Origin of the sequence: Occallatibacter sp. (assembly GCF_049510455.1) — a bacterium.
Classification (GTDB): Bacteria; Acidobacteriota; Terriglobia; order Terriglobales; family Acidobacteriaceae; genus Telmatobacter.
This window is the reverse complement of sequence record NZ_JBEKYX010000074.1, coordinates 1-24,952: the sequence shown is the minus strand read 5'-3', so window position 1 is coordinate 24,952 and position 24,952 is coordinate 1. Positions and strand designations below refer to the sequence as shown.

General features: G+C 57.7%; 20 protein-coding genes and 1 other RNA gene. 7 read left to right on the top strand and 14 right to left on the bottom strand.

Translation table 11 applies throughout. The features are described 5' to 3' along the window. On the top strand, positions 1 to 1,398 hold a 1,398-nt coding region (locus ABSG47_RS14365), incomplete at its 5' end, for an Ig-like domain-containing protein (RefSeq protein ID WP_424170385.1). Between the two features lie 555 nt (positions 1,399 to 1,953). Here the strand turns inward: ABSG47_RS14365 and ABSG47_RS14360 are convergent. From ABSG47_RS14360 to ABSG47_RS14345, 4 genes are all read right to left on the bottom strand, one after another. Beyond that, positions 1,954 to 2,358, bottom strand: a complete 405-nt coding sequence (locus ABSG47_RS14360; RefSeq protein WP_424170386.1) for a tyrosine-type recombinase/integrase — start codon at positions 2,356 to 2,358, stop codon at positions 1,954 to 1,956. Next, a complete protein-coding gene (locus ABSG47_RS14355; RefSeq protein WP_424170384.1) occupies positions 2,328 to 2,933 on the bottom strand; it encodes a hypothetical protein in 606 nt (201 codons plus the stop codon). Before ABSG47_RS14355 ends, ABSG47_RS14360 begins: the two co-directional genes overlap by 31 nt. Positions 2,934 to 3,244: 311 nt before the next feature. After that, positions 3,245 to 3,597, bottom strand: a transfer-messenger RNA (tmRNA) gene (gene ssrA, locus ABSG47_RS14350). Positions 3,598 to 3,701: 104 nt separating this feature from the next. Next, positions 3,702 to 4,154, bottom strand: coding sequence for a CYCXC family (seleno)protein (locus ABSG47_RS14345; RefSeq protein ID WP_424170383.1), 453 nt, complete (start codon positions 4,152 to 4,154; stop codon positions 3,702 to 3,704). A gap of 759 nt (positions 4,155 to 4,913) precedes the next feature. On the opposite strand from ABSG47_RS14345, the gene ABSG47_RS14340 reads away from it, so the two are divergent. Together ABSG47_RS14340 and mnmA are read left to right on the top strand one after the other, a co-directional pair. Further along, positions 4,914 to 6,068, top strand: a complete 1,155-nt coding sequence (locus ABSG47_RS14340; RefSeq protein ID WP_424170382.1) for a cysteine desulfurase family protein — start codon at positions 4,914 to 4,916, stop codon at positions 6,066 to 6,068. Positions 6,069 to 6,187: 119 nt separating this feature from the next. Then, the gene (gene mnmA / locus ABSG47_RS14335; protein WP_424170381.1) at positions 6,188 to 7,303 is read left to right on the top strand and encodes a tRNA 2-thiouridine(34) synthase MnmA; all 1,116 of its coding nucleotides are present in this window, start codon (positions 6,188 to 6,190) and stop codon (positions 7,301 to 7,303) included. Between the two features lie 12 nt (positions 7,304 to 7,315). On the opposite strand, the gene ABSG47_RS14330 is transcribed toward mnmA, so the two are convergent. Together ABSG47_RS14330 and ABSG47_RS14325 are read right to left on the bottom strand one after the other, a co-directional pair. After that, complete coding sequence (locus ABSG47_RS14330; RefSeq protein ID WP_424170380.1) at positions 7,316 to 7,495, bottom strand: hypothetical protein; 180 nt, start codon at positions 7,493 to 7,495, stop codon at positions 7,316 to 7,318. A gap of 45 nt (positions 7,496 to 7,540) precedes the next feature. Further along, on the bottom strand, positions 7,541 to 8,602 hold the full coding sequence (locus tag ABSG47_RS14325; RefSeq protein ID WP_424170379.1) for a YncE family protein: 1,062 nt from the start codon (positions 8,600 to 8,602) through the stop codon (positions 7,541 to 7,543). A gap of 149 nt (positions 8,603 to 8,751) precedes the next feature. Between ABSG47_RS14325 and ABSG47_RS14320 the strand changes: the two genes are divergently transcribed. Next, positions 8,752 to 10,203, top strand: a complete 1,452-nt coding sequence (locus tag ABSG47_RS14320) for an outer membrane beta-barrel protein (RefSeq protein ID WP_424170378.1) — start codon at positions 8,752 to 8,754, stop codon at positions 10,201 to 10,203. 110 nt (positions 10,204 to 10,313) lie between these two features. After that, positions 10,314 to 12,281: an alpha-L-arabinofuranosidase C-terminal domain-containing protein gene (locus tag ABSG47_RS14315; RefSeq protein WP_424170377.1), complete on the top strand. Its 1,968-nt coding sequence runs from the start codon at positions 10,314 to 10,316 to the stop codon at positions 12,279 to 12,281. 19 nt (positions 12,282 to 12,300) lie between these two features. Here ABSG47_RS14315 and ABSG47_RS14310 read toward each other — a convergent pair whose 3' ends face one another. The 8 genes from ABSG47_RS14310 to ABSG47_RS14275 all read right to left on the bottom strand — a co-directional run bounded on the left by ABSG47_RS14310 (position 12,301) and on the right by ABSG47_RS14275 (position 22,894). Further along, positions 12,301 to 12,858 (bottom strand): hypothetical protein, encoded by a 558-nt coding sequence (locus ABSG47_RS14310; RefSeq protein ID WP_424170376.1) that lies wholly within the window; start codon positions 12,856 to 12,858, stop codon positions 12,301 to 12,303. A gap of 220 nt (positions 12,859 to 13,078) precedes the next feature. Then, on the bottom strand, positions 13,079 to 13,441 hold the full coding sequence (locus ABSG47_RS14305) for a YtxH domain-containing protein (RefSeq protein ID WP_424170375.1): 363 nt from the start codon (positions 13,439 to 13,441) through the stop codon (positions 13,079 to 13,081). A gap of 106 nt (positions 13,442 to 13,547) precedes the next feature. After that, positions 13,548 to 13,967, bottom strand: coding sequence for a transcription antitermination factor NusB (gene nusB, locus ABSG47_RS14300; RefSeq protein ID WP_424170374.1), 420 nt, complete (start codon positions 13,965 to 13,967; stop codon positions 13,548 to 13,550). Further along, positions 13,964 to 14,863 (bottom strand): 6,7-dimethyl-8-ribityllumazine synthase, encoded by a 900-nt coding sequence (gene ribH, locus ABSG47_RS14295; protein WP_424170373.1) that lies wholly within the window; start codon positions 14,861 to 14,863, stop codon positions 13,964 to 13,966. Before ribH ends, nusB begins: the two co-directional genes overlap by 4 nt. Positions 14,864 to 14,944: 81 nt before the next feature. Further along, positions 14,945 to 17,569, bottom strand: a complete 2,625-nt coding sequence (locus ABSG47_RS14290) for a hypothetical protein (protein ID WP_424170372.1) — start codon at positions 17,567 to 17,569, stop codon at positions 14,945 to 14,947. 277 nt (positions 17,570 to 17,846) lie between these two features. Continuing rightward, positions 17,847 to 19,925 carry a S9 family peptidase gene (locus tag ABSG47_RS14285; RefSeq protein ID WP_424170371.1) on the bottom strand — a complete coding sequence of 693 codons (2,079 nt, stop codon included), beginning with the start codon at positions 19,923 to 19,925 and terminating at the stop codon, positions 17,847 to 17,849. A 246-nt stretch (positions 19,926 to 20,171) separates the two neighbouring features. Continuing rightward, complete coding sequence (locus tag ABSG47_RS14280) at positions 20,172 to 22,070, bottom strand: retropepsin-like aspartic protease (RefSeq protein WP_424170370.1); 1,899 nt, start codon at positions 22,068 to 22,070, stop codon at positions 20,172 to 20,174. Positions 22,071 to 22,330: 260 nt separating this feature from the next. Beyond that, positions 22,331 to 22,894 (bottom strand): ATP-binding domain-containing protein, encoded by a 564-nt coding sequence (locus ABSG47_RS14275; protein WP_424170369.1) that lies wholly within the window; start codon positions 22,892 to 22,894, stop codon positions 22,331 to 22,333. 92 nt (positions 22,895 to 22,986) lie between these two features. Between ABSG47_RS14275 and ABSG47_RS14270 the strand changes: the two genes are divergently transcribed. Both ABSG47_RS14270 and ABSG47_RS14265 read left to right on the top strand, forming a co-directional pair. Beyond that, positions 22,987 to 23,946: an FtsX-like permease family protein gene (locus ABSG47_RS14270; protein WP_424170368.1), complete on the top strand. Its 960-nt coding sequence runs from the start codon at positions 22,987 to 22,989 to the stop codon at positions 23,944 to 23,946. Between the two features lie 141 nt (positions 23,947 to 24,087). Next, on the top strand, positions 24,088 to 24,952 hold an 865-nt coding region (locus tag ABSG47_RS14265), incomplete at its 3' end, for an IS1595 family transposase (protein ID WP_424170367.1).

The following is a 24,952-nucleotide window of genomic DNA, read 5'->3' as shown; positions in this document are numbered from 1 at the left end:
GGCGATACTGCGATCACATTTCCTGCGAACGCCTTTGTCGCAACGTCTTCAGACACCTTCGTCACGACGCCCCAATTCGTGATCTCCAGCAACACCTGCGGAACGACGCTGGCCGTGCACGCCAGTTGCGTCGTCAACCTGGAGTTCGCACCGACGGCTCCCACACCGTTTCCTTCCCTTCCGACGACAGAACCCGGAACGCTCATCGTGGTGGACAACGCCCGCTTCAGCCCGCAGCGGGTCTACCTCTCCGGGACTGTCGTTCAAGGCGGCTCAAATCAAACGATGACGACATTGATGTCCTCGCTGAATCCAGCGGCCTCGGGACAATCGGTCACCTTTACCGCTGCGGTGGCTGGAACGACCACCAACACACCGCTTCCAACAGGCAGCGTGACCTTCTTCGACGGGACCACAACGCTCACAACAGTGACGCTGAACGGCAGCGCGAAGGCTACGTTTACAACGTCTTCGCTCAGCGCTGGATCTCACTCGATTACCGCCGTCTATGGCTCCGACGCAAATTATGCCCCTTCGACTTCGTCCGTGCTGACGGAGGTGGTGAACGGGCCAGCTACAGTGGGCACGACGACGACGCTGATCGGTTCGCCAAATCCTGCGACAGTCGGGCAGACGGTGACGCTGACCGCAACCGTTGCGGAGGTAGGTGGCAGCGGCGTGGCAACGGGAACAGTCACGTTCTATGACGGGACAACCAGTTTGGGAACAGGCACCCTCTCATCCGGCATCGCGACGTACTCCACCAGCAGCCTAGCTATGGGTACGCACTCCATCACCGCCAGCTATGGCGGAGATATGAGCAACGCTGCCTCCACTTCGTCCGCTGTAACCGTCACGGTGACCGTTGCCCCGGCACCAGACTTCAGCCTTGCTCTCAGTCCAACGAGCGGTACCGTGAGTCAGGGAAGTACCACCACTTCCACGATCACGATCACCCCTGCGGAAGGATTCAATCAATCGGTCAGCTTCGCCTGCTCAGGGCTGCCGGCGAACACTTCCTGCAACTTCAGTCCAATCTCCGTCACGCCCAACGGGACCGGTACTTCCACCTCCACCCTGACCATCGCAACAGACGTGAAGGCGGCATCTCTCGGTACGAAGCCGCTCCGCACTCCGGGAGGGGCGACTTCGCTGGCGATGCTTGCAGGTGGAGGAAGTTTAGGATTGCTCCTGCTGCGCCGTCGTCGTAAGGATCCCAGACTGTGGCTACTGCAGATGGGCCTAGTAGCCGCCTTCGTGTTCACTTCTGCCATGATCGGCTGTGGCCATGGCGCTTCTGCGACGACCACGACACCGACGGGCACATCACAGATCACGGTCACAGCGACCGCGGGTTCTACGGTCCACACGGCAACCTACAGTCTGACAGTTCAATAGATCGGATCAAGCACCCATTTTGTCTTGCGTCGTATCGTCGGCAACGAGGAGTAGGTAACCGTAAGGCACCGTCCTCTAAAAGCAACCTACGTTGTAAGGACTCTGTCCGTTTGCGGCCAGAAGACCACGAGCGCCGAGCCCGTTCCCAGGCAGAGCAGGTAACTACATGAAAGATAAGGTGGTATTTGTTTCGGCACTGGACCCTGAAACAATGAAGCGCGAGTCCTTTCTTGAAGAGATTGGACCCCTCATTTGGGCGACACGAAGTCAGCCAGAATGTCTCTTTTTCGACCTGTACTGCGTCGTCGAAAAGGAGTCCGTTTTTGCACTTCATGAAATGCGAGTAATCACGAGGACCGGAAGATCTACTGGCAGAACGCGCTAGGGCTCCAGATGAATGCGGTACTCAGGCGCTATCTCATTCGCCCTATGAACGTCTTCGAGTTGGAAGAGATCTGCCTATGAAGCCGCGCGCATACTCAGGGACTCCCGTCCAACGGATGCTATCAGCGCATTCGCAAGGCTGGCTGAGAGCACTTCGCCCCGCTCTCGTATTCAGGCTGCGGGAAGCTGACTGCCTTCGGGCGAAGCCTCTCGTCGCCACGCCATCTGTACCGCCTTCTCAAGCTGGTTCTGCCGCGCCTTGACCCACGGAGCATAGTGCTTCTCCGTGATCTTGACGCTCTTGTGGCCGAGCAGAACCGATACCTGGTCGATGGGAACACCGGCGAGCAGCAACTCCACCGCGAAGGTATCGCGGAACATATGAGGGTGGGAGCGCTTCGATGCGCCGTCCGGTTTCTGGAGGGACGCTACTTCGAAGAGCCTGCGAAACGCGCGTTGCCAGTCGGCCACCGCTGACTTCGCTAGGCCGTTCCCACTCCAAAAGAAATAGCGCGGATTCGGCTTCGGTCCCGGTGGTAATGTCTTCAGAGCTTCGACCACTTCGGGCGGCAACACCACATAGACCGGGACGCCCGTCTTTGCCTGATAGAGGAAGAGCTTGTTGCCTTCGACGCGTGTCTTCCAAGCGTTACGGCATCGCGGATACGCAGGCCGCTCCAGCGCATCAACTCGGTCAGCGCATGGATGCGGATGCCGCGCTTTTCGATGTCGTAGGCGCGCTTCAGGCCCTCGTCCAGCCGCCCACAGGCGTCGAGGATGATGGCGTATTCGGCTTCAGGGAAGCAATCGGTGGGCGTCTGCGGGGCGATAATCTTGCCCATCGCCTGCGTCGGGTTCTGCTGTATCCAGCCCTGCCGGATACAGAACCAGAAGAATCCGACCGCACGTTCGTGCTGCTTCTTCTTGGCGAGCTGGCCCATATTCCAGCCTTGCCGCCACCGGGTGAGTTCTTTGGTCTTGAGGTCACGGAGGAAACGAATCTCCTCTTTCTCGCAGAAAGCCAAAAGCTGCTTCTCAAACAGCGTCGTGAGCTTCTTGATGGTGTCTTCGGCCAGCCCACGGGCGCGGGCATCGTCCAGGTAATCCTTCACCGCATCCTTGACCGTGGGCAGCGACATGGCCGCATCCATGTCCTTGCCGCCTGCGGCTGCCGTCTCGTACTGGCGGGCGACACCTTCAGCTTGTTCCTAGGAAGCAGTCTTCGCGGAGACCCGAAAACGTCCGGTGCTACCAGGCAGAGTGCCGACCAGCCACTTGATACAGGTGCAGCGTTTGGCGCTGGGATCGTCCTTGTATTTGCAGGTGCTCCGGTGGCGGACGTAGACAGAAAGCATGACCCAGACGACCCAGACAGTTTAGAGCCGGCGTACAAATTTGCCACAGGATTCGTACTTTTGCTGTTTTATGCTATGTAAGGTGTTTATTTTGTTTTACTTACTATTGGTGGAGGCGGCGGGAGTCGAACCCGCGTCCGAAATCGCTGTCAGCCAGGAGAGTCCATGCTCTGTCCGATTCCGAAGGTTTCGCCGCCGGCACTCAGAACGGACAAGATGCACCGGAAACTAGTCCGATTGATCTCACGCTTGCCGCCCGGACCGAGCCGCTCACGCCAGTCTGCTGTGCGACGCCCTGTACCAGCCCACAGACAAAGCCGGAGAGGACGGCTACTTAATTAATTAAGCAGCAAGTGCAAAGTTGTTATTGGCAACTTTTGTTTTGCAAGCGATTACGGGTGCCTGCACCCCGGCATGTCTCCTAAACCGCAATCGATCCCGTCGAAACCGTGACGCCCCCATATTGGTGAGCGCCAGCCGGAGAGACTGGCGATGCTGCTGACTCCTATTCTACTCCGAATTCGATTTTTAGCGATTGAATGCCGAGCTTATTGCTTTTCCAGCCTATTGTTTTTCCAAATCGATGGACTCGTAGGCGTGGGCGGCGATTCCGGCGCGGATCTGCATGGGAGTCTTGCCGAGCTTCGTCTGCTGGTAAGCGTAAAAACCCTCTTTAGCGCAGGTGGAGCACTCAGCGCCGTGGGGAGTTTCAAAACAACTGCGCAGGCTGGTGTGGCCGAGGTTCCGGTCGCAGCGGCAGTTGCAGGGAAGCTGATAGATTACGTTCCCCACCTTGGCGGCCTGCTGGTAAACATGGGCCTGCCAGGGATAGGGAAAGTTTTCGCCGGTAAGCCTGGCTCCGGCGATGATGGGTGGAAGTTCGGAGACCTTGAGCGGCGCCGAGGGGTGGTACGCAGGCACATCATTGGCGGGGTTGGAGAACTGCGCGTAACTGGCCATGGTAGCGGCGGCTACGGCAAGCCCCAGAAACCACTTCTGCTGGAAGAACTGCTTCATGAAAGACCCTCTAGTACGGATTTTAGACGCAGGCATGGCGGGTTTGCAGGAGCAAAAAAAAACGGCACGAACGTTTTGCTGTTCGTGCCGGGAGGCCAGTGACGCAAACTACTTCCGTTATGAAGGGCCAGGAAACTACCCCCTCACAACGGAATATATACACCATACCATAGGCTCAGACGAATGCAAATACAAAATTTGAGAATTTTAGAGATTTCTAACTGAATTTTGCACAGAGGCTGAGGTCTACGGTTGCAGAAGTCATTTGAATGTAGAGTGCAAGATTGGATTGATCGAGCGAGAAAGATGTGGGTGGCGATGATTTCCTTACGAGTGAAATACGAAGCGCGCTACAATGATTGCTGGAGACGCCAACTGCTTTGGATTCAAATAATTCCAAGATGCGAGAGAGCTTACCTGCGGAGCCCCGTCAAGCCTCTTCATGGATAAAAGTAGGTGCTGTAGCAGCAGCGTCGGCACTGGCCGGAGGGCTTGCAGCGGCATGGTTCTACCGCAGGACCTTGAGGCGAATGCAGGCGGCGGAATTAGAGGCGAAAGATTCCAATTTCCGTACGAAAGAAGGTCCAGAAGATGAAATTTGAAAGTTTTGGCGTTTGACGCTGGCTCTTGGATCCTGGTGAATGTGCTGGCTGAGCTGTCGATTGGGCTTCGCATGCGGTCACCATGCAGGCCGAATCCAGGCTCGATCCACGCGCCTAAAAATCCGATTCCACGTAGAATAGAAAGGGGATTTTTGCGATGCGGCATGTATACATGGACGCGAATGCTACGACGCCTCTGCTGCCGGAGGTGGTGGAGGCGATGCACCCGTACTGGATGGAGCATTTCGGGAATGCGTCGTCAATCCACCTGCCGGGGCAGCACGCGCGGAAGGGCGTGGAGCGAGCGCGCGAAGCCGTGGCGGAGCTGTTTGGTTGTCGCGAGGCAGAGGTGGTATTTAACTCCGGAGGAACTGAGGGCGATAACACGGCTCTGTTTGGACTACTGAAGCCGGGCGACCACCTGATCACAACGGCGATTGAGCATTCGGCGATCCTGCAGTCGGCAGCGCGACTGTCCGAGCGCGGCGTGGAAGTGACGTATGTGACCCCTGAAGCAAGCGGGCTGATTGCGCCCGAGTCTGTGCGCCAGGCGATGCGGCCGAATACGAAGCTGATCAGCGTAATGCTGGCCAACAACGAGACCGGAGTGCTGCAGCCAGTCCACGAGATTGGGCAGATTGCCGCAGATGCCGGCGCGTTCTTCCATATTGACGCGGTGCAGGGCGCGGGAAAAATACCGATCAACGTGCGAGAGATTGGCTGCCATCTGCTTTCGATCAGCGCGCACAAGATGTATGGGCCGAAGGGTGTTGGCGCGCTCTATGTAAAGCGCGGGACGCCGGTGGAGAGCCTGATTGTAGGCGGAAGCCATGAGCGCCGCCGACGCGCAGGTACGGAAAATGTGGCTGGAATCGTCGGACTGGGCAAGGCGACTGAGCTGGCGTTGAAGAGTTTGGAAGACGGGACGATCGAGCGCGTGGCGGAGTTGCGAGACCGGCTCGAACGCGAAATTCTGAGGCTGCCGGGGACGGGACTCAACGGCACGGCTGAGCGCGCTGCGAATACGACGAATATCTGGTTCGATAACCTGGAAGGCGAGGCGCTGGTGATTGCGATGGACCTGAAAGGTATCGCGGTCTCAGGCGGTTCGGCATGTCTTTCCGGCAGGACCGAGCCAAGCCATGTGCTGCTGGCGATGGGCGTGAATGAGAAGCGGGCGCGGACGAGCCTGCGGTTCAGCTTGCTGAAGATGGTGACTGCGGAAGATGTGGATTACGTTGTGAGTGTGGTGCCGCAGGCTGTGGAGAGATTGAGAGCGGTTTCGCCGGTTGAGGCGGGGACGCTGGGGTAACAGGAATCGTTAGGGAGTCGACGCGGGATTTGCAGTCGAGAACGGCATCGATTAACTCTGAGACCGGCCTCGAGGAAATAACCTCAAGAATCTCCCCGGCAATATCCTCAAAGGAAGGCATGATGCAGAAGGATACCATCGCCGTTGCCATGTCGGGAGGGGTAGATTCCTCGACCGTTGCGGCGCTGCTGGCGCGCGAGGAACTCGACGTTGTCGGGCTGACGCTGCAGCTTTGGGATCAGTCGCGTCTCGCCGGCAAGCATGGAATCCCCGAAGCTCCCAAGGCAGGTCGATGCTGCTCACTCGACGATGTGTATGACGCGCGGCGCGTTGCCGAGACACTGGGAATTCCCTACTACGTTGTGAATCAGGAAGAGCGCTTCGAAAAGGATGTAGTACGGCCGTTTGTGAGCGAATACCTTGCCGGACGCACGCCGATTCCCTGCTCTCTCTGCAACAACCATCTGAAGTTTGACCAACTGCTGAAGACGGCGCGGTCCATTGGCGCTTCGAAGATTGCCACCGGTCATTATGCGGTGAATGAGTATGATCCCGCACGAGGGCGTTGGATTCTGAAGCGGCCTGCGGACAAGGCGAAGGACCAGACGTACTTTTTGTTTGGGCTGACGCAGGAGCAGTTGGCGCATACGTTGTTTCCATTGGGGCAAATGACGAAGCCGGAGGTTCGCGAGGCAGCACGGGAGCGCGGGTTGGCGCTGGCGGAGAAGCCGGATTCGCAGGAGATCTGTTTTATTCCCGGCGGAGACTACAAGCAGTTTTTGACGGCCTATCTCGAAGAGCAGAACGAGCAGATGCCGGAGACCGCGGGCGAGCTGGTGACGACGACGGGCGAAGTGATTGGCCGACACGAGGGCATTACGGGCTTCACCGTGGGCCAGCGCAAGGGGCTGAAGATTTCTTCGCCGACTCCGTTTTATGTTCTGAATATCGACGCAGCTTCGCATCAAGTGACTGTCGGCGGAGACGCCGATCTGGCGACACACGATCTGCGCGCGGGCAAGGTGAACTGGATCAGCATTCCCGAGCTGACCGCGCCGATGCGGGTGCAGATCAAGATTCGGCACCGGCATGAGCCTGCTTGGGCTACGCTTTCACCGGCGGCTAACGGTGAGGTAACAGCCGAGTTCGATGAGCCGCAGCGCGCGGTCACGCCGGGCCAGTCGGCGGTCTTTTATGACGGCGATGAAGTTGTCGGCGGCGGCTGGCTGCTGTAAAGCTGTAGCTTTTTACCGCTTTCCGTCCCGGAATGCTGAGACGAATTCTTCCGGGTCTTCCAGCTCGTGCTCAATGCGGAGCGTTCCATTCAACAAGTACAGAATGGCAATGGGAATTCCGATCGTGGTTACACAAAGAATCCAGAAGATAAACCAACTGCCCATGAACTCATAGCGAACGATTTTCGGCATGGAAGCGATCCTACCATCTGAGGAACTTCATGCTCCGATAATCTGTCAGGGAATAACAGCCCAGGCCAGTCCGTCGGGATTGCCGGCTGCGATGCGTCCCACTACTTCCAGCGAATTCAAATCAATGACAGCGACATAGCTATCTGGCGTGCAGGAGACATAAGCGCGTGCGCCATCGGGCTGCATGAGGACGCCTGCGGCTCCGCGCCCGATGGGGATGCGTTTGATTTCCTTGTGCGTTGCAGTGTCGAGGACGACGAGGTCTGGCTGCGACAGCATGGAGATGAGAACGTGCTTGCCGTCGGGCGTGAACTTGAGACGGTTGGCAGATTTTGTGCTGGTATTAAGCGTGGCTGAGACCTTCTTGGCTGCGAGGTCCACGATGGAGACGGTGCCATCTCCGGCGTTGGCGACCCATGCCTCTTTACCATCGGGCGAGACATCGAAGCCTTCCCCGCGCGAGCCGACCGGAACTACGACAGGAAACCAGTCGCCGCCAGGCGGAAGGATGGCGCCCTGCGGATAACCCGGCGGAGCAGGTGGTGGCGTGGGCATGGCTCCGGGCGGTGGCGGCGGCGCGGCGGCCATGTCCACACGATCCAGAATCAATAACGTGCCGGAGTTGACATTGGCGGTGACAATGCGCCTGGTCCCAGGGAAAACGTAGAGCATGTGAGTGCGGTTCTGGCCGGTGCCGAGAATGAAATCGACTTTGCCGCTGGCGGGATCGTAGCGGCCGATGACTTTGTTGACCTCCGCGGTAAACCAGAGCTTGCCATCGGCGAAGAAGAGGCCGTGCGGGCCGCGCAATGGCGTGAGATCGATAGCGCGAGATTGTTTGGCGGCGAGGAGATCGACGACGGTGATGGTGTGGAATTGGCCGAAGCCGTAGTTGGAGATGTAGGCGGTGCGGCCGTCGCTGGAGGCGGCTACTTCATGCGGGTCATCGCCGGACGGGATGCGGGCTTCAACTTTGAGCGTGGCGGGATTGACGATGGCGAGTGTGTGTTCGCTCTTGGAGAGCACAAGCAGGCGCGGGCCGGATGGTGTCTGGGCGGCTGCTAAAGAGCTGAGTGTGAGAAGTGCGGCGGCGAAAGAAAGACGCATGGTAGGGTTCTCCGCGTACTGGTGAGATTAGAGCAGAACGAGCCGGTCGGATGAATTTGGTGCGCGCGTGATGCGATTGGACACACATTTCTAGCTTCCTTACGATTTCCGAACTAATGTTTATGGTTGCGGGATTCAGGAGGTGACTTGTGAAGCTTCGTTTGTTTTTTGCGTTGAGTGCTGTTGCGGTGGGAATGGTTGTTTCCTCAGCGCGCCTTGAGGCGCAGGGCGGCACAGAGGAAGTGGCGCAGCTCAAGAATCAAGTTCGAGAGCTGACGGCGCTGGTTGGAAATCTGGAAGCGCGGATGACGGCGCTGGAGAAGAAGAATGGCAGCGCGCCTGCGAGCATGAGCGCGGAGGATGGCGTGCGGCTGGCGACGGCGGCGCATCTGGTGCGGACAGGATATGAATCAGAGCCATCCAATGTGCATTTGGAGACGCAGAGCGCAGCAGCTTCAACTGAGCCGGCAGCGCAGGCTCCCGCTCCTCTGACTCTGCCCGGCGGCGCGACTCTGAATTACTACTTCGATGGATATTTTGAGAACAACTTCAACAATCCGACGGGCAGGGCGAATGATCTGCGGGCGTATGACGTGCTGAGCCGGACCTTCAGCCTGAACCAGGCGGATGTGGTCTTTGTGCTGGACCCGGATCTGGCGGCGGGACGGCGATATGGAGTGCGCATCGATCTGCAGTTCGGGCAGGCCACGGAGACGCTTTCGGGAAATCCCGCCAATGAGCAGAGGCCGGAGATTTATCGCAATATCTTCCAGGCGTACGGGACCTATATTGCACCGCTGGGCAAGGGGCTGCAGATGGATTTTGGCAAGTGGTCGAGTTCGCTGGGAATCGAGGGGAATTACACGAAGGACCAGATGAATTATTCGCGGTCGTATTACTTTAATTTTCTGCCGTTTTATCACATGGGGATGCGGCTGCATTACAACTTCAACGACAAGTTCGGAGTGAACTACTGGATCGTGAACGGCACAAACCAGTCGGAGCCCACAAATGGGTTCAAGGACGAGATGTTCGGCTTTGTCGCCGCGCCGAAGAAGACTGTGAGCTGGACCTTCAACTACTACCTAGGGCAGGAGCATCCGGACGCACAGGCCGCGACGAACTGCACGGTGCCGGTGCAGCCAGGCTTGTGCTATCAGCCGTTAGCGAATCCTGAAAATGGCAAGCTGCATATCTTTGACAGCTACGTGACATGGAATGCGACGCCGAAGCTGACGCTGGCAGGCGAGGGCGATTATGTGATTCAGCGGGCGTATACGGAGTCGGCACCGCAGCATGTGGATGGCGGAGCGGGATATGCGCAGTATCAGTTCACGCCACGGTACTCGATTGCGGCGAGAGCGGAGTATTTGTCGGACCGCGGCGGCATGTTCAGCAATGCTACGCAGGCGCTGAAGGAGGGCACGGCGACGTACCGCTATAACGTGAGCGATACATTCTCTGTGTTTCTGGAGTACAGACGCGACTGGACGAACATTCCGTATTTTGTGACCAACAATCCGGCGGCTCCGGCGACGCATCAAGACACCCTGGGAGCGGGCGTGGTGTGGTGGTATGGCGGCAAGCAGGGGGCTTGGTAGACGGCTGAGGAAACCTTCCCTCAAGGCCAACCCAAACGCTTGTCTTACTACTTGAAATAATTCAAGTAAACGTTTGCGCGACATGGCGGTCTCGCATTAGGATGGCAGCCATGCGTAAAACTCTCTTCTCCTATTGCGCTGTACTGTGTGCCGTGGCCGCGGGCTGCACGGTCGTGACGGCTCAGGCTCCCACTCAGAATCCAGTCTCACTAACGATTCAGGCCGACAAGCCTGTGCATGCGGTAAGTCCGACTTTGTATGGCCTGATGACGGAGGAGATCAACTACGCCTTCGACGGCGGCCTGTACGCAGAGATGGTGCGGAACCGGACCTTCCGCGGCGATTGGAGCGGGCTGCTGGACTGGTACCTGGTGGAAAAGGGCGACGCAGCGGCGAAGATCGCGCCGGACCACGGAACAGGCCCCAGCACGGCGCTGCCGGGGAGTTTGAAGATTGAGGTGACGCGGGCAAGCGCGCAAAGCCAGGCGGGCGTATTGAACACCGGCTGGTGGGGCATGGCGCTGCGGCCGGAGACCACCTACAAGGGATCGTTGTACGCAAAGGCGGGAGCGGAGATTGGGCCGGTGACCGTGAGCCTGGTGAATGACAAGACGGGCAAGGCCGTAGCGTCCGCACAGGTGACGGGCGTGGGAACGGATTGGAAGCAGTTCCCCTTCACGCTGAAGACTGGGGCCGTCGAGCCTTCCACCACGAACCACCTGGAGATCACGGTAGGCAAAACCGGAACCCTCTGGCTGCAGCTCGTCTCGCTCTTTCCGCCGACGTATCACGACCAGCCCAACGGCCGCCGCACAGACCTGATGGAGAAGATGGCGGCAATGCATCCGCAGTTCCTGCGCTTCCCCGGCGGGAACTATCTGGAAGGAAATCGAATCGCCGATTGGTACGACTGGAAGAAAACGATTGGGCCGCTGGTGGACAGGCCGACCCATCCGAGCCCGTGGGGCTACCAATCATCGGACGGGATGGGACTGCTGGAATTTCTGGGGTGGTGCGAAGACCTGAAGATGCAGCCGGTCCTTGCGGTGTACGCAGGCTACTCACTGGGCGGCCAGCATGTGGAACCGGGAGAAAAGCTGGAGCCCTATGTGCAGTCCGCGCTGGACGAGTTGGAGTATGTGACGGGATCGACCTCAACGAAGTGGGGCGCGGTGCGTACGCAGAACGGGCATCCGGAGCCGTTCAAGCTGACATACGTGGAGATTGGCAACGAGGAATGGTTTGACAAGTCAGGCAGCTACGATGCGCGATATACGCAATTCTCGAAGGCGATTAAGGCGAAGTATCCAGACCTGCAACTGATCGCGACAGCGCCGGTAAAAAGCGCAAAGCCGGATGTGCTGGATGAGCATTTCTATGTGCGCGCGACGGAGAATTTTCACGACGCGGCGCACTACGACCAACCGGCGGCAGGCTCACCGGCGCCGCAGTGGGGCAATGGCCGCTATGACAAGTCCGACCGCAATGGACCGAAGATTTTTGTGGGCGAGTGGGCGACGCGTGAGGGATCGCCGACACCGAACATGGGTGCGGCGCTGGGCGATGCGGCGTGGATGACGGGACTGGAACGCAATAGCGACCTGGTGATCATGGCCGCGTATGCGCCGCTACTGGTGAATGTAAATCCGGGCGGCATGCAGTGGGCCACGGACCTGATTGGCTACGACGCGCAGACGAGCTATGGATCGCCGGCCTATTACGCGCAGGTGCTGTTTGGCTCATACCTGGGCGATCAAGTGCTGACTTCAAAGGCGAATGGCGTGGGCGAGAAGTTTTTCTACTCGATTACCGGAAGCGCCGCGAAGAAGAAGCTCTATCTGAAGCTGGTGAACGCATCGTCTGAGCCGCAGGCCGTGGATGTGGCGATTGATGGCGCGAAGACTACCGGGAAAGCAAAGCTGGTGGCGTTGAACGCGGCGGATACGCAGGAGACAAACTCCATCAACGATCCCAGGCGGATTGTGCCGGTCGAAAGCGCGCTTGCCGTAAGTGGCGGCCACGTGAAGCACACGATGCCGAAATACTCGATTGAGGTCGTCGAGATCGAGCTTCAATAGCGCGGGCGAGTAGCGCCTGCTAGACGGCGATGTCTTTGTCCTCGGGAGCGTGTGTGGGTGCGTGTGGCGGCGCGGGCGTATCCGCTCTGCGCGGGGTGGGCTTACCGAGGGTTTCGATAAAAGCGCTGACAGCGGCAATGGCTCCGGAGATGCGGCGCGCGGGACCGCGCATGGCGTCGCTCACCTTATGGCTCGCGTAATCGACGCGATCGAGAACGGACGTGGCCATACCGTCAATGCGGACGGCCTGAAGGTGGACGCGCTGTTGAAGGTCGTTTGCTGTAGATTCAAAGCGAACTGCCTGAGCGTGCGCAGACCGTGTAATCTCCGCCAGATCCGTAGCGGCGGCGTCAAGACGCGGCTCAAGACGGGTAATGAGCGAGTTCACGGAGTGGAGTAGATCGCGGGAACTATTGAGCACAGGCATGATGGTGCCGCTCAGCTCACTGGTCTTTTCACGAGCCGTCCGCGAGAGCCTGAGAACGCCCAGAAGAATGGCGGAGAGCACCAAAAGCTGCATGAGCAGGATGACGCCTGCAATGATTACAACCGTAAGATGAAATGTTTCCGTAGTCACGTTCCGCCTCGAAATGCTGCACAAACTGTCACACCCCGGCGAGCGATGAAGCCCGCCGGCGAGTGACTTTGATGAACTGAGTTGTATTCCGGCAGTGTCTCAATTTGAATTGCTTTGTAACAGGGCACGACTTTAGTCGTGCCGAAACGGCCATAAAAATGAAATTGGGCTTTAGCCCCTGATGCAGTTTCTTCAAACTGAGACACTACCTGTATTCCGGTTAGCTTCCGCTGGTTTCGCCGGTACGATATGCTTCTTTACCGGCCTGCACGGCTGCCGTGACGCGCGAGGTTTGATCATTGACCAGGTTGCGGCCCCGATCCACCACGTCGTCCCATTGCTGACGGCCACGATCTGCATAATCGCCTGCGTGCTGCTTGCCCTTTTCATAAAGGTCGCCGGCGTACTCTGCTGCCTGCTTACCTCTGACGCGGACATAATCCGCGCCTTCACGGGCGCTTGTGGCGATATCCTCACGGGTTTCCCTGCCGCTCTTGGGTGCGTACAAAACGCCTACTAGGGCTCCTACGCCCAATCCGGCCAAAAACCACGCGATTCCATTGATTCCATTATCTTCTGCCATAAAATCTCTCCTTTTTCGCTCCAAGATGACAAAGATCAGAGCAACATACTATCTCAATCGATGCAGTATGGACGCGATTTGTCGCTTGGAAATTGGAAATGAACGGTTATTTGGGCAAAAGACTGTGCGCGACCGCATCAAGGAGACCGTTGAGGAAGCCGATGGACTCAGGAGCAGAGTAGCGGCGAGCGAGCTGAAGCGCTTCATCAATGACTACGGGGAATGGCGTGGATTTAAGGCCAAGCATCTCGCCAACGGCCATGCGGAGGAGATTACGGTCCACGGCGTGCATGCGCTCTAGACGCCAGTTCTTTGAGTTCTTGCGGATCAGCTCGTCAATCTCGGGCTGGCGGAGCATGGCAACGCGAAAGAGGTCTTCGGCAAAACCGCGGACTTCAGCGTCGACGGGATCGCCGGCGCGCCAGAAGGTGGCGCGCACCTCGTCGTCCGACTGGCGGCCCATATCGGCCTGGAAAAGCATCTGCATGGCCAGCTCGCGGGACTTGCTCCGCTTTTTTGTGGTCATTGCGCGCTCGCCTTCGCTTGTGCCAGCTTACGGCTGATGCTGACCATTTCAATGGCGGCGACGGCAGCTTCGAAGCCTTTGTTTCCGGCCTTGATGCCGGCACGGTTGAGCGCCTGTTCCAGCGTCTCGCAGGTGAGCACGCCGAAGCTGTGCGGAATGCCGGTTTCCTGCTGCGACTGGCCAATGCCGCGGGCGACTTCGTTGTAGATGGCTTCGTAGTGAGCGGTTTCGCCGCGTATGAGGCAGCCGAGGGTGATAATGGCGTCGACACTTCCCTGCTCCGCTATCGCGCGGGCGGCAGCGGGAACCTCCCATGCGCCGGGGACGCGGACGATTCCGATATCGGCGCGCTGCGCACCGCTGCGGAGAAGCCCGTCGAGCGCGCCTTCAAGCAGGCGGTCCGTAATGACGGCGTTCCAGCGCGCAACGACAATGGAGAACCTCATGCCGGCGGCGGAAAGATCGCCTTCGATAGCGATGGGCTTGCCTTTGAGCGGATCCGCTTTCGTCGCATCCCATGCCCAGAAGGAAAATTTGTGGCCGGGCACAGGCTCGACGGTGAAGTAGCGAGACTTCCAGTCGGTGTCGGCGATGGGCGTGAGAAGCGATTCCACATCGAGCGTCTCCGGATTGAGAGAATCGGCGCGAAGCCATGCGGCTGCGGCCTGATGCGCGGCGTCGAGAGAAGAGACTTCGATGGAGAATTTAGCGAAGTGCGGCATGGAACCGAGGATCAGCTCGATGCCGCCGCGAGAGGTAAAAAACAAGGCGCCCTGCGAGGCTTCCTCATTCCACGCGGAGCCCGGCTCAAAGCCGAGCGTGGCGAGAAAGTTTGATAGCTTCCGGTGGTCCTCAGAACTGGCAGTGGAATGGAGGAATGCGAGGCTCTTGATCACTTTTTGATTCTATCGTGGCGGGGTATCCCACCCTCGCGAAGAAAAACTCGCAAGGGCGGGACACTGAGGATTTGGATGATGTTAGTTGGTAGCGCGCGGCTTCACGGTGATGACGGTTGCCGGGACAATACTGGCTGTGCCGGTGTACAGGCAGCCGGAGTCCGTGCCGCCGGCTGAGACAGGAGTGCAGGCGGGCAGATTGGGCGCCATCTCCTGCTGCGGTACTTCCTGCAGGGTGCTGGTGTTGATGGTATGCACGAAGTTGTCGCCCGCAGTCGAGACAAAGAAGAGCGTGTTGTCCGCGCTGAAGGCACCTGCAATGGGCGCCGTGGCATAAGAGGCTTGTTGCTGATAAAGGCAGGTGCTTGGAGGCTGGACAGTGCTCGGAGGAGTGGGAAGAACGCAGGAGAATGTGACGGAGCCCAGCGTTCCTGGGCTGGCGGTGGAACCCGCAGTCTGCAGATAGTAGGGCAGCGTGGCGTTGTCTGACCCGCTGGCCGGCGTGCCGTTGTAGGTGACAAAGGTGAGGCTCTGCGAAGAGGCTGCGGTACCGTTGGTGACGGCAGCGGGCGAGGTCACCACCTGATTGACCTGGGTGGCGTCAACGGCAATCTGCTCGTTGGTGACAGTGTGCGAGAGCAGCAGCGGCTGCAATGGATCGCCGAGGCCGGGGTAGGTGGCGCTGACGTCTGGCGGCAGGCAGCTATACGAAGGCACTGGAGGCACCTTGACATCAATGTCCGTGAAGTTGATCGGGGCGCTCGCTCCGGCGGTGCCGGTGTACGTAGCGCCAAGGATGTGGTTCCCATCGACAGTCGCGGCAAGCTGATCGGTATTCTCAGCAACAGAGTCGCCTGCCTCGGCGTTCTGTGGATAGAACAGTATGCTGTTGTACTGGCCGGCGTTGCCTTGAGGGCACCAGGTATGCGCAACGGTGGGACTGCCGCTGAAGTATGCGCCGACGCTGGGAACCATGATGGCAATGCTCTGCGCGCCGTTCGATGTGTTGCTGCTGGAAGAAATGCAGGGGTTGGCTGTAGTCGGGGCGCCATTCGAGCAATTCAGGGGATAGGTGGTCCAGCCCGTATTCGCGTTGAAGACGTAAAGGGTATCGGTGTGAGCTGTGATGCCGGCAGTAACATTGGCCGGAAGATTATTGGCTGCCGCGCTGTCAGTGACGTACAGCGTCTGAGCATCCGGCGTCCACTGCGCATTGACGCCCATGCCGCCGAAGGTGGCAGTCACGGCAGAGCTGCTCGGAGTGAAGAGATAGAAGAGCTGGCGCTTCTGATCGTTGACCAGCACACTTGAATCAGTGGGCGAGACGCCAAGTACAACACCGGGGATGCCAGTGAATTGGCCGCTAATGGTGTTGGACACGGCGCTGTACACCATAAGCTCAATCTCCGAGCCGAAGTAGAGATTGGTGCCCAGGCGGTCCATCAACATCGAGTTGGGCACGTAGGGCAAACGCACAGTGTTGCCGGGCGTGCCGGAGAGCAGCTCAAAGGGAACGAAGTACTGCGACTGGTTCGGAGCTCCGTACCAGACAAAGGCGCTGGCGGAACCGGGGATCGTAATGTCAACGGGATTGGAAGAGATGGGCAGCCCGGTGCCAAAGACGCCAATTTCATTAATGGGCGCGGGATTACACGTAGCTGGCTGGCAGATGGCATAGACACTGGCATCGCCGGGGAAGCTGGCCGTGATGGCGCCGGCGCTTGAAACCGACAGGTTCTGCGGATTGGTGGACTGATAGTTGAGCGTAAGCCCGGTGATGGTGTTGCCCTGTGTATCGGTAACGTTGGTGACAAGGTTCTGCTGCACGCCCTGGGTCACCGTGCCGCTCGTCGCTCCATTGAGCGTGACGGAGATGGACTTCGGCGGGCAGGTGGAGAAGTAGCCGGCAGTGGAACCGGAACCGGCGATATTCGCCGTGATGACCGTGGTGCCGGGGAGCTGCGCGGTGATCTGGTTGGTCTCGGCATTAATCGTGGCCACTGCGGAGCTGCCCACGTTATAGGACATGGTGCCGATGGAGTTCTCGCAGGTCGGTATGGTGGCGCCAGGCAGCGCCGGACACGCATATTGCGCGGACGTGATGGTGGACGGAGCGCATAAGAGCTGCTGCGTGCCGTTGTTCGAGTAGCAGGCCTGCGAATCGAGCTGCGCCAGTACACCCTGCGAGATGCATTGCTGTGGACCGACCAGCGTAATGGAGGTGACGGGCGCATGGACGTACACCGGCACGGGGTTCGAGGTGACACCATCCGCGGCGGCAGTTTCGTATGCTATGCCGTAAGGCAGATTACCGTTATCGGGCAGCGGACTGGGCGCGCTGCAAATGGTGAAATCCGCAATGCCGCCGCCGGAGTTCCGGTTCCATGTGCCTGCGCACATGTTGCCGGTGGGCGAAATATCGACGAGCCGGTTGTTCGTGGTGCCGTAGCTGTAGGTGCTAGCGCTGAAGGCGGTGTTCTTGCACGTAAATGCGGACGGCGCATTGCTCTGGCGCGTCTGGCCAAAGGCCAGCGAGATGCCTGTGAACTGAGGCCCGAGGGTGATATAGGAGAGCTCGGTAATCTTGGGGCCGTAACCCAAACCGTTGCAATAATTCCCGTCTGGATTGCGCGTGCATCCGGCTATGGTAATACCGGCCGGAACAGCCAACACCAGCAAACAAACAAGCGTCAAAAACCGCCGCATGAATCCTCCCCGCCCCGCATTCCGTAACCGCGGAACGGTCTTTCCTAAAGTACGCCACAAAATTTTGTTTGAAAGCGCGTCCCGCCAGCGTGGGCGGGAGGAAAAAATCCGCTATTCTTCCAATCCAAAGTGTATCAGGGCCAAATGATCCCGAACGAGCCAAGTGGGAATCAGACGAGCCAGAACCTGTGAAACCGTCCTGACCGAGTATCTCTATTGCCGTATTCACATAGACTCACGCGGCCCCAAACCGTAACCGGCCGCGCAACCGGCCACGTCACTCCGGCATATAGCGCGCAAACCAATCCACCGCCCGCTCCATCACATCGCGGCGATGCGCCGGATCGACGAACCCGTGGCCCTCGTTGGGATAGACCACAAATTGCGTCGGAACATGCTCATCCCGCAGCGCATGCCAGAACTCGAAAGACTGCGGCGCAGGGCACTCCCCATCGCGGTCGCCCACAACAACAAGCGTAGGCGTCTTCACCCTCTTGATAAAGTTGATCGCCGAACTCTTCGCATACACCGCCGGATCGTCATACACGCTCGCGCCAAAGTAAGGAATCATCCACTGCCCAATGGAATTTTCCCCATAGTAGCTCTGCCAGTCCGAGATACCCGCGCCCGCAACAGCCGCGCGAAAGCGATGCGTCTGCGTAACGGCGAACATGCTCATAAAGCCGCCATAACTCCAGCCCGTAAGCCCCACACGCTTGTCGTCAATCGGATACTCCTTCTCCGCCGCATCCACGCCCGCAAGAATGTCGCGAAGATCGCCATAGCCAAAATCCTTGCGGTTAGCCTCGACAAACGCCTCACCCTGCCCAAAACTGCCGCGCGGATTCACCTGCAGAACAAAATAATCCAGCGCTGAAAAAGCCGGAGCATTCAAACCACCGCCCGCGCCCCACCGCGACTCAACAGCAGAAGCCGGACCACCATGAACCAGAACAATCAGCGGATATTTCTTGCCTGGATCGTAGTTCTTGGGCAGCAACAACCAGCCCTGTACATTAAAGCCGTCGGACTTCCAGCTCAGCGACTCCGATTTGCCCCACGCAGCCTCAACGCCATCGTTCAGGTGCGTTAGCTGCGTCAGCCCGGCAAGCGTGGTAACAGTTGAGCCGGACCCCGTCTTACCCGCCTCAGTCTTACCAGTCTGGACAGAATAGATCTCCGTGGCATGATCGAAACTGCTGGCGCGAAAGACAAAAAGCGAATGATCGGCAGTAACGGAAAGCGAATGCGAAATACGGCCATCCCCTGCCGAAGCCGGAATGTTGAAGACCGGAGCATCAAAGACAGCCGGGCCACGGGCAGGCACGCGCGCCAGCACAAGCTGGTCATTCCCTGCCGCATCTTCGCTCACATACAGATGATCCGCATCGGCCCAGTCTATCCACGCAGGCGTAGAGGTGCGGCCCGGAGTGAGATTGCGCGCCGCGCCGCCCGCCGCCGGCACAAGCCACACATCCCCACCGGTCGAACCCTGATCGCTCATCAGCCCGCCAATAAAGGCAATGCTCTTCCCATCCGGCGACCAGCGCGGAACAGCGATCTGCATCCCATGCATCGCCCCCGCAACCTCAGCCGGAGCCAGAATGACCTCTGGCGCAGACGCACCAATCGTCTGAGCATAGAGCTTCGCCGTCCACCAGTTGTTCTCTCCCGGCGGCTCAGCCGCAGTGTAGGCCAGAGATTTCGAATCCGGCGACCACCCAAACTCAAACGCATGAAGATTGGCAGGCGTAACCTGCTGCGGCTTCTGCGCCTCGGTCGCCGTGGCATCGGCAACAGCAATACGCTGCACCTCGATACCATCCTCACCAATCACGCCGGCAAAAGGCTTCATAGCAGCCAGCGCACCAGCAGGACGGCTCGCGCCGTCCACATAGAGAAAAGCAACCTTGGTGCCGTCCGGCGAAAAAGCAGGCTCATTGGTATAGCCGGTAAGCTGCGTCAACCGCACCGCAGCCTGCCCATCCAGATGCGAGAGATAAAGATCAGCCTGCTTCGCATCCCCACATGAGGCAAAGAAAGCCAGCGCCTTCGAGTCAGGCCGCCAGAGAATATCGCTCTCCGAGCACCGCTCGCCAACCTTCACAGGTTCAGCCTTGGTAATATCCCCAATCGGAGCAATACGAATGCCGCCATCGCGCCCAAAGTCGATCCAGGCCAGCCGCAACCCATCCGGCGAAACCGCCACCTGCCCCACACTCCGCCCACGATTCAGCCCACGAAGAACCTCATCAATATGTGCCTTGTCAGAAGCACTCTGAGCTGACAAACCAACAAGAGCAACAACCAGCACAAAGCCAGCCACGACGCGACGAAAAACTGCAGTCCGGATCATACAGAAATGCTATCAGCCAGCACACCTCAATCGCAGGCTACCCGCCCACCCTCAGTTGTCATCCTGAGCGGGTGAGAATCTTTTTACAAGATTCTGATTTTATTTGATATAAATCCGTAGATTTTGGCTGTGTAGGAACCGTGCAGGCAGATTCTCCCTTCTGTGTATATTTTTGAACGCGCAACACAGCTCTGAGCGCACGATAAAGCACGTTGTCATGCGTGAGAGCACGTACTGTAGAAGCTATTAGTGGATAGCTGATCCCGTATATGCACGAAATGCTCCCTCGACGGGGATGAGGTTCCTCAGCACGAAAGTTTTGTGCTGTTCTTTGCCTTCTCGAATGAAACGAATCTCTACCATTTTACCGGCAGCATCGGATAACACATCTCCGAACTCGTAAAGGGCCTTTCCGTTCGGTGTCTTGCCATTCAATGCGAGAACTATGTCTCCTGCTTCAAGCCCTGCGTCTGCCGCAGGCGTGTGGGGATCAACGGTTGTAACCACAATCGATCCATCCTCAGCTCTATCAAGCGTAAGACCGCTATGGTTGTAGCGCATGGCGCGGCCATACTCGACGGATTTTTCAAGATAGAGAAGACGATGCTCGTAATCGAAGGTAAGAATGAAATTGCGAAATACCTTGTAACCAAGATTGCCGCCAGTAAGAGGCATAGCGAAGATGCCACTGTTCGCAAAATTCAACTCCACCAATGGGCGGGTGAGGGTGTAAGAGCCAAAAGACAGAGACTCTACACGCGTAAGCAGAGACGCAGCTTCCCCGCCGATACCGCGCTGTTTCCGGGCGATTCCCGGTAGCTGAACAGGAAACAGGTGGGCCTGATAGAACGGCTTGAAGAGAGTTGCTGCTCCGTTGTCACCGGTATCGACTCCGAAGTAAGCAGGTGTTCCATCGACCCCAACCTGAATGAATGGAGTACGGTCATTGAAGTACATCCTTAGCGCTTCAGAATTCGATGGTTTGTCTATCTTTGAACCCGGCTTGTAAAAAGTCACTGTCTGTTTCTGATAATCAATCCTCGCGGCGAAACGGCGCAGCAGTTCATAACCGATCAGTCCCACAACCGGAGATTGGTTGCCGTGCTCCACTACAGAAGAAGGAAGCGGGATGATGATGAATTGTTGATCCGAGAGATGGGCGCGCCCGATCTTCATTTCCTTTACTCGTGCGAGTTTGGCGGTTACTTGCGCATTTCCAACGCCACCAGCCGCCAAATCGCCGCGACCCGCAACACCGAGTTGTCTGGCTCCATCCGGTGTGAGCATGTTCATGGCTCCCGAATCGAGCAGAAAAGGCAGCGGCGGCTTGCCATTGATGGACACTTCGACAACGATCCGTCCGTCGCTGACCGTAAAGGGGACCGGTGCCTCCTTAGCGTCACCGAGGAGTTCAGCATCACGGATGACTGAGGCTGGAGGCGCAAAATCTGCAACGTCTACATTTGGCGAAAATTGGATTTCCTGCACTGAAAGCAAAACATCCTGGCTCGGATCGCCGGTAGAACTCCGCACGGAGAAGGGGTAGAGAACGCCGTCCACCTGTCTGTAATCAGAAAAGACTGTGATGCTCTCTTGTTGATCCGCTCCTTTTTGAGCAATCCGTCTCAGCAGATGGTCTTTCACGTCGATCCATAACGTAAGATCGCGTCCACCGGGGGGGACAACGCGGACCAAGTCATACGAGGTTGCGGAATCGGTCTTGCGCTCGATGTAGCTGACAGCAGCTTCCTGGGGATGGAACCATCCATTGCGGTCTTCATATGACTGGGTGATAGCGTCAGCCTTTGCTTCGGGTGCATCCTGCACCGTCACGATTCCACTTGAATCGCTTGACCAACTTGCCTCCGGCTGGGTGCCCTGTCTGCCATCTAACGGTCCACCATTATAGATAGAAACATCGCCCCCATGCTTCAAATCAATCTTCTGTTTGAAGGTGCCCGAGAGGCCACCGATACTGTAAGTCCCCCGGAGATCGGCCCTCTCAAGCTGGCTCCAGCGTTCACCGCCGCTAGCGGCGTACATCTGGTTCAGAAGGGAGATTGGATCGGGAGTTAGCTGTGCCCATGTGGGAAATACACCTAAAATCACTACTGTCGCAACGATGAATAGTCCAGTCCCTTTCACACGATACTCCCCTCTCGTAGCGTGCCTCTCTAGCTGATTCCATTGTCCCTTAAGACATGTTAAGTGCTCTCTGAGATCCATAAGTTAAAGAAGGCCGTTTTTGTTTGTATGTCTGTTATTCGTACCTGCCCCAGAATAACTGGCTGATTTTGGCCCAACGGTGAGGTCCGCGCGTCAAGGCTGCCGAACGCACCGCGCAGCGGCTGAGGCTTGAGACGCGGCTAGGTTGGGCTACGCTTCCACCATACGGGGCAGGTGGGTTAGAGGCTGTGTCCCATGCCGAAGCCGTGTTCTATGACCGGCGCGATTTCTGGCTGTGGCGACTTGATGGCTTGCTCCGGCTGCATCGCTGGCATGTGGGCGCTCTCGTGGGACACATCATGCCCTAATGCTTGCGGCAACTTCTCGCGGTCGTTGGTGAAAAGCTGCGCGTCCTCTGCTCCGCGCGAGACGGCGACGTAAGCCATCCGGCTGTTGAGCAGGTCTTTTGCGGCCAGTTCCGTATCGACGTGAATCAATACGCGCTCGGCGGTCTGTCCCTGGCTGGAATGACTAGTCACCGCATAGCCGTGATCGAGATGCGGATGCTCGCGCGGATCAAGCTGCACGTCGCGGCCTCCGTCCATCTTCAAACGCATCTGCCCGTCTTGTCCGACGGCTTCGACCGTCCCTAATTCGCGGTTGGCAATCTTCAAGTCATTCGCTGGCGCGGTGAATTGGACGCGGTCGCCTACGGCGAAACTGCGCGGCTCTTCCCGATACACAGACACGCCCTGCTGACGGCGTGGATCATAGGTCAGCTCTGAGCCATCGGTCCGCACCACGGTTAACAAGTTCTTGTCAGCATTAACGCTTTTGACCCGCGCGTATCCGGGCTATTTATTCATGCCTTGCAGAATGCCAATAGCTGGAGCGCGTGCGTGCGATTCCCGGCGTCCAGAGCGCCACGGTGTCATATGCCTCCCCCTTCATTTCCTCCTCGGATTGCATTTTGCCGTTGATAAAGAACGGCGAACTACGGAATCAGACGGTGGGCGAGAACATCGTTGGAGCAAACTATTTCGCGACTCTCGGCGTTTCTTTGCTGGCCGGCCGCGACTTCTCATTGCTGGATGGGGGGAACGCTCCGCGTGTCGTCGTGGTCAACGACATTCTCAGCCACAGGTACTTTCCTGGCCAGACTGCGATTGGTAAACGACTGCGTGTTGGCTGCGCGTGTGAAAACGGAAAGTGTTACGACGCGGAGATTATCGGCGTAGTGAAGAACGCTAAGTATGCGAACCTCGATCAGCCTGCGGAACCGTACGTCTTCGTACCAATCGCTCAGCACTTTGCGAGGTACGTCTCGTTGTTGATCCGAACTCAGGTTGAACCGGCCGAATTAGCACCCAATCTGCGAAGGAATTTGCTTGGGCTAGACTCGCGACTCCAGGTTTACGACGTAGACGCTCTGTCGGACCAGATCGACCATTCGTTTTGGTTGTTGCGCTGGGAAACGTCGTTGATTGGAGGATTCGGCGGGTTAGCATTGGTGCTGGCGGCAGTCGGTCTCTATGGAATTGTGTCGACCTCAGTCACGCAGCGCACAAAGGAAATTGGAATACGCATGGCCTTGGGTGCACGGCGTGAAGATGTATTACAACTTATCCTTGCCAGCGTACTGGGACTTACTTTAACAGGAGTGGCGTTTGGACTCGGCGGGGCATTTCTGATTACGCGACTGCTCCAGGGACACCTGTACGGTCTGAACCCTGCGGATCCAATCACCTTTGCTGCGTCCGTGCTGCTGTGGGCCGTCGTTGCATTGATTGCGAGCTACATCCCTGTGAGGCGGGCGACGCGTGTCGATCCCACTGTCATTCTTAGGTACGAATAGCACTTACAAGAGAAATTGTCGTACATGTAGTGCATCGGTGCCGCTGCAAGTTGAGAGTTGAAGAAATCAAACAGGATGTACTTATTCGACTCGATAGGTAGACGGTATCCCAGGTCCTTGCAGTTAAGGGTATAAATATACTTGACTAACCTTTCGATTCAGCGTAGTGTTGAGTACATGGAAGCCCCGAAGACATTACTCGAAGCGATTCAGTACTTTAGCGATGAACAGGTCTGCATTGATACCGTGGCGTCAATGCGTTGGGCCGATGGCCCCGTATGCCCCGATTGCGAGTCCCGAGAGCTCCACTATCTGAGCAATCAAAAGCGTTGGAAATGCCGCAAGTGCCGCCGCCAGTTCTCCGTCAAGGTCAACTCCATCTTCGAGGACTCCCCCATCTCTCTGACCAAATGGCTGCCTGCGCTTTGGCTGTTGGTTAGTTGCAAGAACGGCATTAGTTCCTATGAGATTGCCCGCGATCTAGGCGTCACCCAAAAGACTGCATGGTTCATTCTCCAGCGTCTACGTCTTGCCCTGCGCTCACGCGATTTCAACTATAAAATGGGGAGCGAGAACGGCGGCGAGGTCGAAGTTGATGAGGCATACATTGGCGGCAAGCCACGCAATATGCACAAAAGCCGCAAGCTGAAAATCCAGCAGGAACTATCGAAGGTAGCGGAGTGGAAGCAAACTCGCATGAACGGTAAGACTCCGATCATGGGACTCTTCGACCGCGATTCGCGTCAGGTTCGCGCTACCGTAGTTCCCAACACCCGACGTGACACCCTACAGGCTGAAATCCTCAAGAACGTCGAGCAAGGCTCTGCGATCTACAGCGATCAGGCTGTCGCGTATGACAGCCTAAAGGACAAGTACATCCACGAGACTGTCAGCCATGTGGAGTGCTACGTACGAGGCCAGGTTCACACAAACTGTCTCGAAAATTTCTGGTCGCTTACCAAGCGGACATTGAACGGAACCTACGTCTGCGTCGAGCCGTTCCATC

Excerpts from the sequence above, each read along its gene's own strand:
- ABSG47_RS14355 (WP_424170384.1), bottom strand. The coding sequence starts at position 2,933 with ATGGATGCGGCCATGTCGCTGCCCACGGTCAAGGATGCGGTGAAGGAT.
- ABSG47_RS14345 (WP_424170383.1), bottom strand. The coding sequence starts at position 4,154 with ATGAAGCAGTTCTTCCAGCAGAAGTGGTTTCTGGGGCTTGCCGTAGCC.
- ABSG47_RS14340 (WP_424170382.1), top strand. The coding sequence starts at position 4,914 with ATGCGGCATGTATACATGGACGCGAATGCTACGACGCCTCTGCTGCCG.
- mnmA (WP_424170381.1), top strand. The coding sequence starts at position 6,188 with ATGATGCAGAAGGATACCATCGCCGTTGCCATGTCGGGAGGGGTAGAT.
- ABSG47_RS14330 (WP_424170380.1), bottom strand. The coding sequence starts at position 7,495 with ATGCCGAAAATCGTTCGCTATGAGTTCATGGGCAGTTGGTTTATCTTC.
- ABSG47_RS14325 (WP_424170379.1), bottom strand. The coding sequence starts at position 8,602 with ATGCGTCTTTCTTTCGCCGCCGCACTTCTCACACTCAGCTCTTTAGCA.
- ABSG47_RS14315 (WP_424170377.1), top strand. The coding sequence starts at position 10,314 with ATGCGTAAAACTCTCTTCTCCTATTGCGCTGTACTGTGTGCCGTGGCC.
- ABSG47_RS14305 (WP_424170375.1), bottom strand. The coding sequence starts at position 13,441 with ATGGCAGAAGATAATGGAATCAATGGAATCGCGTGGTTTTTGGCCGGA.
- nusB (WP_424170374.1), bottom strand. The coding sequence starts at position 13,967 with ATGACCACAAAAAAGCGGAGCAAGTCCCGCGAGCTGGCCATGCAGATG.
- ABSG47_RS14290 (WP_424170372.1), bottom strand. The coding sequence starts at position 17,569 with ATGCGGCGGTTTTTGACGCTTGTTTGTTTGCTGGTGTTGGCTGTTCCG.
- ABSG47_RS14285 (WP_424170371.1), bottom strand. The coding sequence starts at position 19,925 with ATGATCCGGACTGCAGTTTTTCGTCGCGTCGTGGCTGGCTTTGTGCTG.